General features: G+C 69.7%; 11 protein-coding genes, 1 tRNA gene and 1 pseudogene. 4 read left to right on the forward strand and 9 right to left on the reverse strand.

From position 1 onward, the window contains the following. Positions 1-289: 289 nt before the first annotated feature. Entirely contained in the window at positions 290-3,022 is a 2,733-nt protein-coding gene (gene ppc, locus IH50_RS0132130; RefSeq protein ID WP_030870348.1) for a phosphoenolpyruvate carboxylase, read from the forward strand. Between the two features lie 108 nt (positions 3,023-3,130). Here ppc and IH50_RS0132135 read toward each other — a convergent pair whose 3' ends face one another. The 7 genes and pseudogenes from IH50_RS0132135 to IH50_RS38115 all read right to left on the reverse strand — a co-directional run bounded on the left by IH50_RS0132135 (position 3,131) and on the right by IH50_RS38115 (position 8,821). Then, positions 3,131-3,616 carry a hypothetical protein gene (locus IH50_RS0132135; protein ID WP_030870351.1) on the reverse strand — a complete coding sequence of 162 codons (486 nt, stop codon included), beginning with the start codon at positions 3,614-3,616 and terminating at the stop codon, positions 3,131-3,133. Positions 3,617-3,741: 125 nt separating this feature from the next. Beyond that, a complete protein-coding gene (gene pth, locus IH50_RS0132140; protein WP_030870354.1) occupies positions 3,742-4,332 on the reverse strand; it encodes an aminoacyl-tRNA hydrolase in 591 nt (196 codons plus the stop codon). 82 nt (positions 4,333-4,414) lie between these two features. Beyond that, a complete protein-coding gene (locus IH50_RS0132145; protein ID WP_030870357.1) occupies positions 4,415-5,008 on the reverse strand; it encodes a 50S ribosomal protein L25/general stress protein Ctc in 594 nt (197 codons plus the stop codon). A 217-nt stretch (positions 5,009-5,225) separates the two neighbouring features. After that, positions 5,226-6,206: a ribose-phosphate diphosphokinase gene (locus IH50_RS0132150; RefSeq protein ID WP_030870360.1), complete on the reverse strand. Its 981-nt coding sequence runs from the start codon at positions 6,204-6,206 to the stop codon at positions 5,226-5,228. 88 nt (positions 6,207-6,294) lie between these two features. Next, positions 6,295-7,740, reverse strand: a complete 1,446-nt coding sequence (glmU, locus tag IH50_RS0132155) for a bifunctional UDP-N-acetylglucosamine diphosphorylase/glucosamine-1-phosphate N-acetyltransferase GlmU (RefSeq protein ID WP_030870363.1) — start codon at positions 7,738-7,740, stop codon at positions 6,295-6,297. A 123-nt stretch (positions 7,741-7,863) separates the two neighbouring features. Beyond that, positions 7,864-7,934 (reverse strand) — tRNA-Gln (locus IH50_RS0132160). Positions 7,935-7,940: 6 nt separating this feature from the next. Next, positions 7,941-8,821 (reverse strand): annotated as a pseudogene (locus IH50_RS38115) (hypothetical protein). A 161-nt stretch (positions 8,822-8,982) separates the two neighbouring features. Between IH50_RS38115 and IH50_RS0132170 the strand changes: the two are divergent. Continuing rightward, the gene (locus tag IH50_RS0132170) at positions 8,983-10,293 is read left to right on the forward strand and encodes a sensor histidine kinase (RefSeq protein WP_030870366.1); all 1,311 of its coding nucleotides are present in this window, start codon (positions 8,983-8,985) and stop codon (positions 10,291-10,293) included. A 41-nt stretch (positions 10,294-10,334) separates the two neighbouring features. Here the strand turns inward: IH50_RS0132170 and IH50_RS0132175 are convergent, their stop codons facing one another. Both IH50_RS0132175 and IH50_RS0132180 read right to left on the reverse strand, forming a co-directional pair. Then, on the reverse strand, positions 10,335-10,829 hold the full coding sequence (locus tag IH50_RS0132175) for an SUKH-3 domain-containing protein (protein ID WP_030870369.1): 495 nt from the start codon (positions 10,827-10,829) through the stop codon (positions 10,335-10,337). Between the two features lie 20 nt (positions 10,830-10,849). After that, complete coding sequence (locus IH50_RS0132180) at positions 10,850-11,365, reverse strand: YwqJ-related putative deaminase (protein WP_030870372.1); 516 nt, start codon at positions 11,363-11,365, stop codon at positions 10,850-10,852. Positions 11,366-11,716: 351 nt separating this feature from the next. On the opposite strand from IH50_RS0132180, the gene IH50_RS0132185 reads away from it, so the two are divergent. Beyond that, positions 11,717-12,706: an SMI1/KNR4 family protein gene (locus IH50_RS0132185; protein ID WP_030870374.1), complete on the forward strand. Its 990-nt coding sequence runs from the start codon at positions 11,717-11,719 to the stop codon at positions 12,704-12,706. A 9-nt stretch (positions 12,707-12,715) separates the two neighbouring features. Continuing rightward, a complete protein-coding gene (locus IH50_RS40280) occupies positions 12,716-15,337 on the forward strand; it encodes an SUKH-4 family immunity protein (protein ID WP_078914168.1) in 2,622 nt (873 codons plus the stop codon). Positions 15,338-15,494 lie beyond the last annotated feature (157 nt).

Consider the following 15,494-nt stretch of genomic DNA (forward strand, 5'->3'; position numbering starts at 1 on the left):
GTGTCCCCTGTGGGGTATGTGGACTGAGGGTGGGTACCGGGCCGCCGGAAACGCGCTGTGTTCCTTACGCTTCCGTAACCTACGGCAACGTAAGTATGGCAGCGCGTAGCCCGTCGGCAAGAGCCCGTCGGCCTGCGCGTCCGGGTCGAGACCTATCCTTGAAGTCGGTCGGACAGCGCGGTCCGCTCTGATTTCTTCCCGGACGTCCGGCCCGAAGCGGCACACGCCGCGCGAGACGCCGTCCGGGTTCCCTCCCAGACGAGCTTCAACACTGCAAGGAGCCGCACCTGTGAGCAGTGCCGACGACCAGACCACCACGACGAGCAGCGAACTGCGCGCCGACATCCGCCGACTGGGTGATCTCCTGGGCGAGACCCTGGTCCGGCAGGAGGGCCCGGAACTGCTCGACCTCGTCGAGAAGGTCCGCCGACTCACCCGTGAGGACGGCGAGGCCGCCGCCGAGCTGCTGCGGGGCACCGAACTGCAGACCGCGGCCAAGCTGGTCCGCGCGTTCTCCACCTACTTCCACCTCGCCAACGTCACCGAGCAGGTGCACCGCGGCCGCGAACTGCGCGCCCGCCGCGCCGCCGAGGGCGGACTGCTCTCCCGCACCGCCGACCGCCTCAAGGACGCCGACCCCGAGCACCTGCGTGAAACGGTCCGCAACCTCAACATCCGGCCCGTCTTCACCGCCCACCCCACCGAGGCCGCCCGCCGCTCCGTCCTCAACAAGCTCCGCCGGATCGCCGCCCTCCTCGACACCCCGGTCATCGCCTCCGACCGGCGCCGCCTCGACACCCGCCTCGCCGAGAACATCGACCTCGTCTGGCAGACCGACGAACTGCGCGTGGTCCGCCCCGAACCCGCCGACGAGGCCCGCAACGCCATCTACTACCTCGACGAACTCCACGCCGGCGCCGTCGGCGACGTCCTGGAGGACCTCACCGCCGAACTGGAACGCGTCGGCGTCCACCTCCCCGACGACACCCGCCCCCTCACCTTCGGCACCTGGATCGGCGGCGACCGCGACGGCAACCCCAACGTCACCCCCCAGGTCACCTGGGACGTCCTCATCCTCCAGCACGAACACGGCATCAACGACGCCCTGGAGATGATCGACGAACTGCGCGGCCTCCTCTCCAACTCCATCCGCTACACCGGCGCCACGGACGAACTCCTCGCCTCCCTCCAGGCCGACCTCGACGCCCTCCCCGAGATCAGCCCCCGCTACAAGCGCCTCAACGCCGAGGAGCCCTACCGGCTCAAGGCCACCTGCATCCGCCAGAAGCTGGAGAACACCAAGCTCCGCCTCGCCAAGGGCACCCCCCACGAAACCGGCCGCGACTACCTCGGCACCGCCGAACTCCTCACCGACCTGCGCATCATCCAGGCCTCCCTGCGCGAACACCGCGGCGGACTCTTCGCCGACGGCCGCCTCGCCCGTACGATCCGCACCCTCGCCGCCTTCGGCCTCCAGCTCGCCACCATGGACGTCCGCGAACACGCCGACGCCCACCACCACGCCCTCGGCCAGCTCTTCGACCGGCTCGGTGAGGAATCCTGGCGCTACGCCGACATGCCCCGCGAGTACCGCTCCAAGCTCCTCGCCAAGGAACTCAGGTCACGCCGCCCCCTCGCCCCCACCCCGGCACCCGTCGACGCCGCAGGCGAGAAGACCCTCGGCGTGTTCCAGACCGTCAAGCGCGCCCTGGAGGTCTTCGGACCCGAGGTCGTCGAGTCCTACATCATCTCCATGTGCCAGGGCGCCGACGACGTCTTCGCCGCCGCCGTCCTCGCCCGCGAGGCCGGACTCATCGACCTCCACGCCGGCTGGGCGAAGATCGGCATCGTCCCCCTCCTGGAGACCACCGACGAGCTCAAGGCCGCCGACACCATCCTCGAGGACATGCTCGCCGACCCCTCCTACCGGCGCCTCGTCTCCCTGCGCGGCGACGTCCAGGAGGTCATGCTCGGCTACTCCGACTCCTCCAAGTTCGGCGGCATCACCACCAGCCAGTGGGAGATCCACCGCGCCCAGCGCCGCCTGCGCGACGTCGCCCACCGCTACGGCGTACGCCTGCGCCTCTTCCACGGCCGCGGCGGCACCGTCGGCCGCGGCGGCGGCCCCACCCACGACGCCATCCTCGCCCAGCCCTGGGGCACCCTCGAAGGCGAGATCAAGGTCACCGAACAGGGCGAGGTCATCTCCGACAAGTACCTCATCCCCGCCCTCGCCCGCGAGAACCTCGAACTCTCCGTCGCCGCCACCCTCCAGGCGTCCGCCCTGCACACCGCCCCCCGCCAGTCCGACGAGGCCCTCGCCCGCTGGGACGCCGCCATGGACGTCGTCTCCGACGCCGCCCACACCGCCTACCGCAAGCTCGTCGAAGACCCCGACCTGCCGACGTACTTCCTGGCCTCCACCCCCGTCGACCAGCTCGCCGACCTCCACCTCGGCTCACGGCCCTCCCGCCGACCCGGCTCCGGCGTCTCCCTCGACGGACTGCGCGCCATCCCCTGGGTCTTCGGCTGGACCCAGTCCCGGCAGATCGTCCCCGGCTGGTACGGCGTCGGCTCCGGCCTCAAGGCCCTGCGCGAGGCCGGCCTCGACACCGTCCTCGACGAGATGCACCAGCAGTGGCACTTCTTCCGCAACTTCATCTCCAACGTCGAGATGACCCTCGCCAAGACCGACCTGCGCATCGCCCAGCACTACGTCGACACCCTCGTCCCCGACGAGCTCAAGCACGTCTTCGACGCCATCAAGGCCGAACACGAACTCACCGTCACCGAGGTCCTGCGCGTCACCGGCGAACAGGAACTCCTCGACGCCGACCCCGTCCTCAAGCAGACCTTCACCATCCGCGACGCCTACCTGGACCCCATCTCCTACCTCCAGGTGGCCCTCCTCAAGCGCCAGCGCGACGCCGCCGGCGCCGGCGAGGAACCCGACCCGCTCCTCTCCCGCGCCCTGCTCCTCACCGTCAACGGCGTCGCGGCCGGACTGCGCAACACCGGCTGACCCGACACGACGAAAAGGGGTGCCCCCGGCCACGTACGGCCGGGGGCACCCCTTTTCGTCCTCGTACGGGCAGGGCACCCCTTCGTCCTCGTCCTGTGCGGCTCCGTCCTACACGGCCAGGAAAGCCGCCGTCAGCAACGCCGTCCCCGACAGCGCCAGCACCCACGCCGCCCGCGTCCGCAGCAGACCACCCGCCACGACCACCGACGCCAGCAGCAGCGCACCGCCCAGCGGAACCCACGCGTACAGAATCCCGGCCGGACCCGCACGCACGGCGTCCGTACCACCCGGCTTCAGCACCACCGCGTACGTCCGCCCCACCGCCACGGCCACCGACTTCTCCAGCACGACCTCCGCACGCGGCTGCGACCCCGGCGACAGCGGCGTGTACGGCCCCGTACACGCCGTCGCGCCGCACCGCGCCACCGCCACCGTGCCGCGCTCACGCCCCTTCGTCAGCATCGCGTGCTGCGCCGTGCCCCACGACGCCCACACACCCGCGACCAGGATCAGCACGGCGACCGTGCCCATCGCCGCGAACCGGCCGAACCGCAGGGCGGACGAGCCACGGGAGGAGCGGGCAGCGCGAGACATGGCCGAGATCCTTGGCCATGACCTTGCGGTCGGTCAACTCCGGGCGGGGTCCGACGGACCCCGGCGGGACTCCGGCGAAGTTCCGGCGGGGCTCCGAAGAGGAGACAAGCCCACCGACGCACCCCTCACGAGTTGTACGTACTCTGCGCCCGCTCCAGCCCCTCGATCACCAGACACTCCACCGCATCCGCCGCCCGGTCCACGAAGTAGTCCAGCTCCTTGCGCTCCGTCGACGAGAAATCCTTCAGCACGAAATCCGCCACCTGCATCCGCCCCGGCGGCCGCCCGATCCCGAACCGCGCCCGGTGGTACTCCCGCCCGAACGCCTTCGTCAGCGACTTCAGCCCGTTGTGACCGTTGTCCCCGCCACCCAGCTTCAGCCGCAGCGTCCCGTAATCGATGTCCAGCTCGTCATGGACCGCGACCACCCGTTCCGCCGGCACCTTGTAGAACTCCCGCAGCGCGTTCACCGGCCCGCCCGACAGATTCATGTACGACATCGGCTTCGCCAGCACCACCCGCCGGTTCGCCGGCCCCGGCGGACCGATCCGCCCCTCCACCACCTGCGCCTGCGCCTTCCCCGCCCGCTTGAACCGGCCCCCCACCCGCTCCGCCAGCAGATCCGCCACCATGAACCCCACATTGTGGCGGTTCATCGCGTACTCCGGCCCCGGATTGCCCAGCCCCACGATCAGCCAGGGACCCGCCGCATCCATCGTCACGCCCGTGTCTCCCTCATACGCGTCGGCCGCTGCCCCGTACGGGAACAGCGGCCGACGAAACGACTCCGAAAGAGGATCAGGCCTCGGCGGCCTCTTCACCCTCGGCACCCTCGGCGGGCGCCTCCTCGGCCTGCGCGGCCAGCACCTGGAGGACCACCGCGTCCTCCTCGACGGCCAGCTTCACACCGTTCGGAAGCTTGACGTCCTTGGCCAGGACGGAGGCACCGGCCTCCAGACCCTCCACGGAGACGCTCACGCTCTCCGGGATGTGCGTGGCCTCGGCCTCGACCGGCAGCGCGACCAGCACGTGCTCCAGCAGGTTGCCACCCGGAGCCAGCTCGCCCTCGGCCTGCACCGGGATCTCGACCTGGACGGTCTCGCCGCGCTTCACCAGCTGCAGGTCCACGTGCTCCAGGAAACCCTTCAGCGGGTCACGCTGCACGGCCTTCGGGATCGCCAGCTCGTTCGTCTTGCCGTCGATGTCCAGCGCGATCAGCACGTTCGGCGTACGCAGCGCGAGCAGCAGCTCGTGACCCGGAAGGGTCAGGTGCAGCGGGTCCGAACCGTGCCCGTACAGCACACCCGGAACGTTGTTGTCACGACGGATACGGCGCGCGGCACCCTTGCCGAACTCGGTGCGCGTCGCGGCGGAGATCTTCACCTCGGACATGGTCACTCCTCGAAGTCAGAAACGGACGTGGTCACCCGGCCACGAACGGCCTGCTACGAAGAGCGCGTCGATAACGGACCACCGAACCCGCCTCACGAAAAGCGGAACGGCCTCCCTCGCCGAGCAACTTCGACAGTCTACTCGGACCAGGAGGCCGCACCCAAAACGATCACCGGGAGGCCCGGTGCAGAACCCTTACTGCAAGGACCGCACCGGACTACTGCTCGTCGAACAGACTCGTCACCGAACCGTCCCGGAACACCTCACGCACCGCACGCGCGATCGTCGGCGCGATCGACAACACCTTGATCTTGTCCAGGGACTCACCCAGCTCACCCGGCGTCGGCAGCGTGTTCGTGAACACGAACTCACTCACCCGCGAGTTCTTCAACCGGTCCGCCGCCGGACCCGACAGCACACCGTGCGTCGCCGTCACGATCACGTCCTCCGCACCGTGCGCGAACAACGCGTCCGCCGCGGCACAGATCGTGCCACCCGTGTCGATCATGTCGTCCACGAGGACACAGATACGGCCCTCCACGTCACCCACGACCTCATGCACCGTGACCTGGTTCGCCACGTCCTTGTCACGCCGCTTGTGCACGATCGCCAGCGGCGCACCCAGCCGGTCGCACCAACGGTCCGCCACCCGCACCCGGCCCGCGTCCGGAGACACCACCGTCAGCTTGGAGCGGTCCACCTTCGCACCCACGTAGTCCGCCAGAAGCGGCAGCGCGAAGAGATGGTCGACGGGTCCGTCGAAGAAGCCCTGGATCTGATCCGTGTGCAGATCCACGGCCAGCAGCCGGTCCGCACCCGCCGTCTTCATCAGGTCCGCGATCAGACGCGCCGAGATCGGTTCACGACCCCGGTGCTTCTTGTCCTGCCGCGCGTAACCGTAGAACGGCACGATCACCGTGATGGACCTGGCCGACGCACGCTTCAACGCGTCGATCATGATCAACTGCTCCATGATCCACTTGTTGATCGGAGCAGTGTGGCTCTGGATCAGGAAACAGTCGGCACCACGAGCCGACTCCTGATACCGCACATAGATCTCACCATTGGCGAAGTCGAACGCCTTCGTCGGCACGACCCCGACATCCAGCTGTTGGGCGACCTCCTCGGCAAGCTCGGGGTGGGCGCGGCCGGAGAAGAACATCATCTTCTTCTCGCCGGTCGTCTTGATCCCGGTCACAGCACAATCTCCTCAGAGGTGTCGCAACTGATGGCGGTGCGGAAACGCACTTATCACGGTACGCCCTGTCCGACAGGGACGAATCCGGTCAGTCCTCGGCAGCCGGCTCCCGCGAAGCCGCCTCCGCCGCCTTCGCGGCAGCACTCCCCGGACGCTTACGAGCCACCCAACCCTCGATATTCCGCTGCTGGCCACGGGCCACAGCCAGCGAACCCGGCGGCACATCCTTCGTGATCACCGACCCGGCAGCCGTATAAGCACCGTCCCCGATCGTGACAGGCGCCACAAACATGTTGTCCGAACCCGTCCTGCAGTGCGACCCGACCGTCGTGTGATGTTTGTCCTGCCCGTCGTAATTGACGAACACGCTTGCCGCACCGATGTTCGAGAAGTCGCCGATCGTCGCGTCACCCACATACGACAGGTGCGGAACCTTCGTCCCCTCACCGATCGACGCGTTCTTCGTCTCCACGTACGTACCGATCTTGGCCTTGCGCGCCAGCCGCGACCCCGGCCGCAGATACGCATACGGCCCCACACTCGCCTCAGGACCTACCTCGGCACCCACGGCCACCGCGTTGTCCACCCGCGCACCCGCACCCACCCGCGTATCCGTCAACCGCGAGTTCGGCCCCACCTCGCACCCCTCGGCGAGATGCGTCGCCCCGTGCAACTGCGTCCCCGGGTGAACCACCACGTCCTGCTCGAACGTCACCGTGACATCGACCCACGTCGTGGCCGGGTCGATCACGGTGACCCCGGACAGCATGGCGGCCGTCAGCAACCGGTCGTTCAGGATCCGCCGTGCCTCGGAGAGCTGCACCCGGTTGTTGATCCCCGCGATCTCACGGTGGTCCCCCGCCACCGACGCACCCACCCGGTGCCCCGCCTCACGCAGGATCCCGAGCACATCCGTCAGGTACTCCTCACCCTGACTGTTGTCCGTCCGCACCCTCTTCAACGCGTCCGCCAACAACGCCCCGTCGAACGCGAACACACCCGAATTGATCTCCCGGATCGCCCGCTGCGCCTCCGACGCGTCCTTGTGCTCCACGATCGCCGTCACGGCACCACTGTCGTCCCGCACGATCCGCCCGTAACCGGTCGCGTCCGGCACCTCCGCCGTCAGCACCGTCACCGCGTTGCCGTCGGCGGAGTGCGTGGCCGACAACCGCCGCAGCGTCTCACCCGTCAGCAACGGGGTGTCACCACATACCACGACCACGGTCCCGTCCACGGAACCGCCCAGCTCCTCCAGCCCCATCCGCACGGCATGACCCGTGCCGTTCTGCTCCGCCTGCACGGCGGTACGCACGTCCGGGGCGACCTCGGCGAGATGCGCGGTCACCTTCTCGCGGGCGTGACCCACGACGACGACCAGATGCTCCGGCTCCAGCTCACCGGCTGCGGCGAGCACATGACCCACCAGGGAACGGCCACAGATGTCGTGCAGGACCTTCGGTGTGGCCGACTTCATACGGGTGCCCTCACCCGCTGCGAGAACGACGACGGCTGCCGGGCGACTGGTGCTCACGGGATGCCCTTCGGCTGTGATGGGGGAGGGGGTGACATCCGCAGGATACCGGGGTGTTTGTGGGGGGACATGAGAGCGGACCCTGACCGGGGTGACCGGTCAGGGCCCGAACTTGAGCATGTGCTCCCGGGGGAGGACTCGAACCCCCATGATCAGAACCAAAATCTGACGTCTTGCCCTTAGACGACCCGGGATTACCGCTATGTCCGATTTCGTAGATCGGTTGCGGTGGCAGCCCCTACTATGCCGTACCACCAGCCTTCGATGCGACGGTACAGCTCGGCTCCGTCCCGAACGTCGACACGAAGGCATCCGCGGTAGCTGTCGGCGGTGTTCTTGCGGTTGGTGAGTGGGTTGTGTCTCTTGAGGGTGGTCTTCATGAGCCTGCTTGTGTCGATGCCCACGTGATGGGCCCAGAACTCCTCCGCGGCTGCCACATCGGCGCTCTCGTGGATCTGCACCGCGAATCTGAGATTCGCCGGGTCCACGTCGAGCAGGTTGAGCCAGGCCATGAAGACCGTGATCATGTCCGGGTCACTGTTGACGAAAGTGATGCGCTCCCGGCGGCTGTAGGACTTGCTCTTCGCGCCTTCGGCCCAGTAGAGACCGACGCCGATTACGAAAAGCTCGCGGTCGGTCAGCGTGCCGATTTCGCTCATGCCTGCTGTTTGGTGCGTTGTCGTTTCTCCTCGCGCAGCTGGAGCGTGGCCTCCCAGCCGCGTTTTGCGATCGCCGAAGCCTCCTCGCGGGTTCGCGCCGGGCGCTCCGGCTTCGGCAGATCCCGGACCCACAGCGAGATCGAGCTCTTCGAGCAGCCCAGTTCGACCTGGATCTGGTCGTACGTCCAGCCCTGGAGCCGGAGCTCCCTCGCCTTGTCCCGTAGGTCGTCCTTGGCGTTCGGTCGTTTGGTCCATTCCGGGGCCGGCTCGCCCTGGAGGAGGCGGTTGAGGATGTCGTTGTTGTCGACGTGGAGCCGGTCGCGGATCTGGCGTCGGCTCAGTCCCGCCCGTCGCAGGGCGACCGCCTGTTCCCGTAGGCCTTCGAAGTCGGCGTATTTGCCGGGTGCATGTGTCACACGCATACCGTCCGGGCGGAATGGCCGGTTCCCCCCTCGAACGGTGTCCGATTCAGCAGTTCGAGGGATTTCGGGCCGTATCGCATCCGAACGGTCACCCTGTGTGGTGTGGTCCGGGCGTGGAAACTCGCCGGAAAAGCGGAGCTTCCCGCCCGTAGGCTGGACACATGACCACGACGGGGGAAGAGCTGGTGACGGCCCGGGGAGGGCCGTGGTGGTGGGACAGGCGGCGTAGTGCCGTGTTCGATGGGGGCCTCGCGGTGGTGTCCGCGCTGGAGTGCGGGCTGGAGGGGGTCCCGTTCGCGCGGGAGGCGGGGGTTCCGGCGGCCGTGGGGGTCGTGTTCGGTGTGCTGGCCGGTTCCGTGCTGGTGGTGCGGAGGCGGTGGCCGATCGCGGTGGTGCTGGTGGCGATCGCGGTGACGCCGGCCGCGATGGGGTTCCTGATGGGTGTCGTCGGTCTGTATTCGCTGGCCGCGTCCGAGGTGCCGCGCCGGATCATCGCGTCGCTGGCCGGGATGCAGTCGGTGGGCGTGCTCATCGTGATGTTCGTGCGGATGCGGCAGAACCTGGCGCGGGGGGAGCTGGACGTCGGGGACTGGATCGTGCCGTTCGCGTCGGTGACGATGGCGATCGGGGTGACGGCGCCGCCGTTGTTGCTGGGGTTGTACGTGGGGGCGCGGCGGCGGTTGATGGAGAGTCTGCGGGAGCGGGCGGACAGTCTGGAGCGGGAGCTTCAGTTGCTCGCGGAGCGGGCTGAGGAGCGGGCGGAGTGGGCTCGGGGTGAGGAGCGGACGCGGATCGCGCGTGAGATGCATGACGTGGTGGCGCACCGGGTGAGTTTGATGGTGGTGCATGCGGCGGCGTTGCAGGCGGTGGCGCGGAAGGATCCGGAGAAGGCGGTGCGGAATGCTGCTCTGGTGGGGGATATGGGGCGGCAGGCGTTGACGGAGTTGCGGGAGATGCTCGGGGTGTTGCGCTCGGGTGGGGACGGGGGGCAGCGGCGGGAGCGGGCGTCGGTGCCGTTGGCGGCGGTGGGGGTGGCTGCGGCGGCTGCGGCGTCTCGTGCGGTGGATGAGGGGGAGGGGCCTTGTCTGTCGGAGATCGAGGAGTTGGTGGGGCAGTCGGCGGCTGCGGGGATGGTGGTGGATCTGTCGGTGGTGGGGGAGTCGCGGTCGTGTGCGCGGGAGGTGGAGTCGACGGCGTATCGGGTGGTGCAGGAGGCGTTGACGAACGTGCACAAGCATGCGGCGGGTGCGAAGACGTATGTGCGTCTGGCGTACCGGGTGTCGGAGATCGCGATGCAGGTGGAGAACGAGGCGCCGCCGGTGGTGGGGGCGGGGGTGTCGGCGGGGTTGCCGTCGGGGGGGAATGGTCTGGTGGGGATGAAGGAGCGGGTGTCGGCTTTGGGTGGGGTGTTTGTGTCGGGGCCGACGGATGCGGGGGGTTTTCGGGTGTCGGCGGTGATTCCGGCGTCGTAGTCCGGGTGCGGTCCGGGTGTCGTCCGGTCGTCCTGTTGTGTTCAGCCGGTGGTGAGGCGGGTGGGCTGGATGCCGGTGACGAGGGTGGTGAGGGCGTGGTCGATGTCGGGGCCGAGGTACCAGTCGCCGGTGTGGTCGAGGGCGTAGGTGCGGCCTTGGGCGTCGATGGCGAGGAGTGCTTGGGTGTCGGTTTCGGTGCCGAGGGGGCAGACCTCGGTGTCGAGGGCGCGGCCGAGGTCGCCGAGGGTGCGGGCGAGGTGGAGGCCGTGGAGGGGGTCGAGGTGGAGGGTGGAGGGGGCGATCTGGCGGCCGGGGCCGCCGGGGGTGATGTGAAGTCCGCCGAATTCGGCCCAGGCTTCGACGGCGGCGGGGAAGACGGTGTGGCGGTGTCCTGCGGGTGAGGTGTGGTCGCGGAGGGTGTCGGCCCAGGTTTCGGCTTGTTTGATGTTCCAGCGGCCGGGTTGCCAGCCGGCGGTGCGCAGGGCTGCGTCGACGGGGACGGCGAAGCGGGTGGTGGAGGTGCGGTCGGTGTGCATCTGCCTTTTGTTCGTCGGGGTCAGTTGTTGGTGGCGGGGTCGATCATGCGGACGCCGAAGTGGGCGATGAGGGCGGTGCAGGCGCGGCAGGGGGTGGCGTAGGCGCCGTGGAGGGGGTCGCCGTCTTCGCGGATGCGGCGGGTGGTGAGTTTGGCGTGTTTGAGGGTTTTGCGGGCTTCGCCGTTGGTCATGGGTCGGCGTGCGGCGCGTTTGCTGCGTGCGGCGTCGGCGGTGGTGAGGTGCCGGGAGATGAGGATGGTTTCGGCGCAGCGGCCGGTGAAGCGGTCGCGTTGGTCGCTGGTGAGGGTGTCGAGGAAGTCCTGGACGAGGGGGTGGAGGGCGGGGGGTGTGTCGCCGCGTGCGGCGGTGCCGGTGAGGGTGGCGCCGCGGACGGAGAGGGCGGCGGCGATGGTGGGGAGGATGCCGTCGCGGCGGTGGTGGAGGGTGGGGGTGTGGGGGGTGTCGGTGGCGCTCCAGCCGATGCGGGGGTCGCCGGATGGGCCGGTGTGCGGCCCCGTCTGCTGCGTCACGTTCATGATCGTCTTTCCCTCCCCAGCATCCCCCTGGAGGTCACAGGGTGCCAAATGGCGTGGCTGATGGGGAAGCTGGGTCGGGGTGACACGCCCGGGTTTGGGCGGGCTGTCACGGGAGGGTGACGGCTGGTCACGGAAGCGGAGGGGTGGGTGACCGGTGCCGGTGACCGTTGGGGTCGTACCGCATAGGCTGTCGGCACCGCGATCCGTGCGGTGTTCCGCGTGATGTGTGTGCGGGCGCCGTGGGGGTCGTGGCGGTAAGTAGTCGAGACAGACGTGACAGTCGAATACGTTCCGTGGTGGTCCGAAGGTGGGCGGTGCGGGGCGTACAGAGTGCCGCAGGGGGCAACCGCCATGACGACAGGTCGGCTCGGGCAGAAGGCCGCGCCGCCGAACGCGGCCTATGCGGGGCAGGTCGTGTTTTTTCCGGATCCGGTGCGGGCGGCCCGTCACCCGAGGGGGGTGCGGGTGGATGAGGGTGGTTATCCCGATTTCTCGCCCTATGCGCGTGCGGCCGCGGAGGTGGCGGAGCCGCCGGAGGGTTTCGGCGTGGACGAGTTGCGGCTGACGGATTATGTGTCGGCGAACGCGGCGTTGTCGGCGAGTGGTCATGAGTTGTGGGACACGGTGCCGGCGGTGGCGACGCCGCACGGCTGGACGTGGCATCACGTGGTGGGGTCGCGGCGGCTGGAGTTGGTGCCGGTCGAGGTGAAGGCGTTGTTGCGGCATCACGGTGGTGTGGCGACGTCGGCGGTGGATCATGGCAAGCGGGGTACGCGGCCGTTGCAGGAGACGCGTCCGGCGCATTTCGGGTTGCCGAAGTCGGGTGTGGCGGTGACGGAGTCGCAGGTGCTGGGGGTCGAGGAGGAGCTCGGGTACCGGTTGCCGGGTGCGTACCGGTCGTTTCTGAAGGCGGCGGGTGGTTGTGCGCCGGTGGGGACGGCGTTGGACGCGGGGCTGGGGCTGTTGGTGGATCAGCCGTTCTTCACGGTGCGGGACGAGGCGGCGGTCAATGACCTCGTGTATGTCAACAAGTGTCTGCGGGATCATCTGACCAAGGACTATCTGTGCGTCGGTTTCGTGCAGGGTGGTCTGCTGGCGGTGAAGGTGCGGGGGGAGCGGCAGGGTTCGGTGTGGTTCTGCGCGTACGACGATGCGCGGGACGTGGATCCGTCGTGGTCGCCGGCCGAGCGGGTGGAGCGGTTGTTGTTGCCGTGCGGGGATGATTTCGATGGGTTCCTGTCCCGGCTGGCGGGGTCTCCGCCGGAGTTGGACACGGTGGCGAATCTGATGGTGGACGGCGGGTTCGCGCGTGCCGTTCCGGTTTCTTCCGCGGGGGAGTGAGCTTCGGCGATGGTGACGTTCGCGCAGGCGCAGGAGCGTGCGGAGGAGTGGGTCAACGGGGATGTGCCGTCGTATCAGCATCGTGAGGTGCGGGTGCGGGAGTTCGGCCTCGGGTTCGTGGTGTGGGCGGAGGATCGTGCGGAGGGTCCTCGTTCGGACGGGGGCGCGCAGCGGCTGGTGATCGCCCGTGACAGTGGTGAGGCGACGTTGTGGCCGGCGTTGCCGGTGGGTGAGGTGATCCGCCGGTATGAGGAGGAGTACGGGCGTGACGGTTCGGCGCCCGATCCGGTGCCGGCGCCTGCGGCGCGGGTGGATCTGAATCAGACGTCGTTCTTGTTGAGTCCGCCGGAGTGGTTGCAGGAGGCGGCGGACCGGTTGGGGATTCCGGATCGGCGGGGGGAGGGGTCGGGTTCGTCTGGGGCGTCGGCGTCGGCGTCGGCTTCGGGGCCGGGTGCGGGTTCGTCCGCGGATCCGGTGTCGGATGCGGTTCCCGCTTCGGGTTCGTCCGGGGCTCCGGACGCGAGTTGGGCTTCGGGTGCCGGTGGTGGGGGTTCGGCCCCGTCCGCGGGTTCCGCTCCGGAGCCGGAGGGTGCGGGGAGCGGGGCCGTGTGGCCTGCCGCCGGGGGGAGTGCGGGGGCCGGTGCCCCGGTGGGGGCGACTCCGTGGGCCGGTACGGACACCAATGCCGATGCCGGTGAGGACCGTTCCGTGCCGTTGCCGGAGACGGTGTTCGCGCCGCAGTTGAGCGAGTCCGGTGAGGGCGTTCCGCCTGTGGCTCCGCCGGAGGCGATGACGGCGCTGATGTCGGGTGGCAGCGGGCTTCCGCCGACGGCTGTGGCGCCGGCGGTGCAGGATTCCGGTGCGCCGCAGGGGGCACCGGGTACGCCGCCGCCCGCGCAGGGTGGTGCGCCGTACGGTCGTCCGCAGGGGCCCGGTGGTGTGCCCACGCCTCCGCCGGCCGGTCCGGGTGCGCCGGAGCGTCCGCTCGCGCCGAACGCCGGGGACATCGCGGACGCCGTGACCAGCAAGGCGACTCCGCCTCCGCGGCGCGGCTCGGGTGGGACGCCTCCGCCTCCGCCGTCCGCTCCGGGGGCTCCGGGTGCGCGTCCGGGGGGTACGCCCGCGCCGCCGTCCGCTCCGGCGGGCGGGTATGTGCCGACGCAGATGGTGTCGTCGCTCGGCCCCGAGGGGCCGGGGGCGCCGGCTGGTCCGACCCCGCCGCCGGGGACGCCGGCTCCGCCTCCGCCGCCCGGTGGCGCCCACCACGCGGCGACGATGCTTGCCGGTCCGGGTGCGCCTGGTGCGCCTCAGCCTCCGGGCCCGCCCGGTGCTCCCGGTGCTCCTGGTGCGCCTCAGCCTCCCGGTCCTCCCGCCGCCCCGGGTGCACCTGGTGCACCTGGTGTTCCCGGTGTGCCGCAGCCTCCGGGTTCGCCCGGTACCGCCGGGGGCGGGCGCGGGACCGTGCATCACGCGGAGACCGTGCTGGCCGCACCGCCGGTGGCGGGGCCCGGTGTGCCGCCGCCTCCGGCGCCGCCGGCGATGCCCGGTGGTGCTCCGCCGATGCCGCCGGGCGGGATGCCCCCTGGTACGCCGCCGCCCGGTGTTCCCGTGCCGGGGCAGCCGCCGGCGTACGGCTATCCGCAGCCGCCCGCCGGTCAGCCGACCGTCGGCCCCGGCTATCAGGCCGTGCTGCGCTACCGTGCGCAGGACGGCAGCGAGCAGCAGCTGATCCGGCGTTCGGCGCCGGGTACGCCGCACCCGGAGTGGCAGATCTTCCATGAGCTGCGTGCCATGAACGTGCCGCCGGACCGGGTGCTGGAGCTGCACACCGAGCTGGAGTCGTGCGAGCTGCCGGGTGCGTACTGTGCGCGGATGATCCGTGAGCAGTGGCCGCAGGCGCGGATCACGTCGATCGCCCCGTACGGCACGGATCATGCGAGCCGGCAGCAGGGTATGGGTCAACTGTTGGCTCATCAGGGTGAGTTGCATCAGGTGGCGGACGGTCCGGCGCGTCCCGCGCCGGTGCGTGCGCCGATTCCGCCGGTGCAGCCGGTTCCGCCGGTTCCGCCGGAGGCGGTCGCGCAGGAGCTGGCGGGGGCGTTCGGGCCGGGTGTGTTCCGGTTCGAGCAGGCGGCGGTGTCCCGGCAGGGTGTGCCGCCGGTGGTGGCGCACACCCTGGTGGTGGCGGGGCTGCCGCTGGACATGGGGCCGTTCTTCTGGGCGCAGGCGCAGCCGGGCCGTCCGGTGCCGACGCTGGCGGAGCTGGCGGCGGAGCGGGGTGTGCAGCCGGCTTCGGACGCGGGTTCGTACCTGGTGATGGGCAGTGATTTCGGCAAGGCGATCTGTGTGCAGTACGGCACGGCGAACATCGTCGCGGTGCCGGTGGAGTCCGGGCCGGGTGGTGCGCCGGTTCCGCCGCAGTTCGTGAACACCGGTCTGCCGGAGTTCGCGCGCTGTCTGGCGCTGCTGGGGCGGATGTGGCGGCTGCGGTTCGGGCTGAACCAGGAGCAGGCGGGCCGTTGGACGGTGGACTTCCAGGCGCAGTTGGCGGCGCTGGATCCGGCGGCGCTGGGTTCGCCGGAGAGCTGGTGGTCGGTGCTGCTGGAGCAGATGTGGGACGGGTTGTTGTGATCTGTCGCGGGTGAATCCCGTGTGAGGTGAGGAGCCGGGCCCGGTCGTCAGGACGACCGGGCCCGGCTTTTGCGTGCCCTTCTCGCGGAGTGTCGCGTTATGAACACTTCCGTGTCATCCACCAAGATGTGCGCGATTCATCCCATTTCGTGCTCGG

This window comes from Streptomyces sp. NRRL S-37 (assembly GCF_000721605.1).
Taxonomy (GTDB): Bacteria; Actinomycetota; Actinomycetes; order Streptomycetales; family Streptomycetaceae; genus Streptomyces.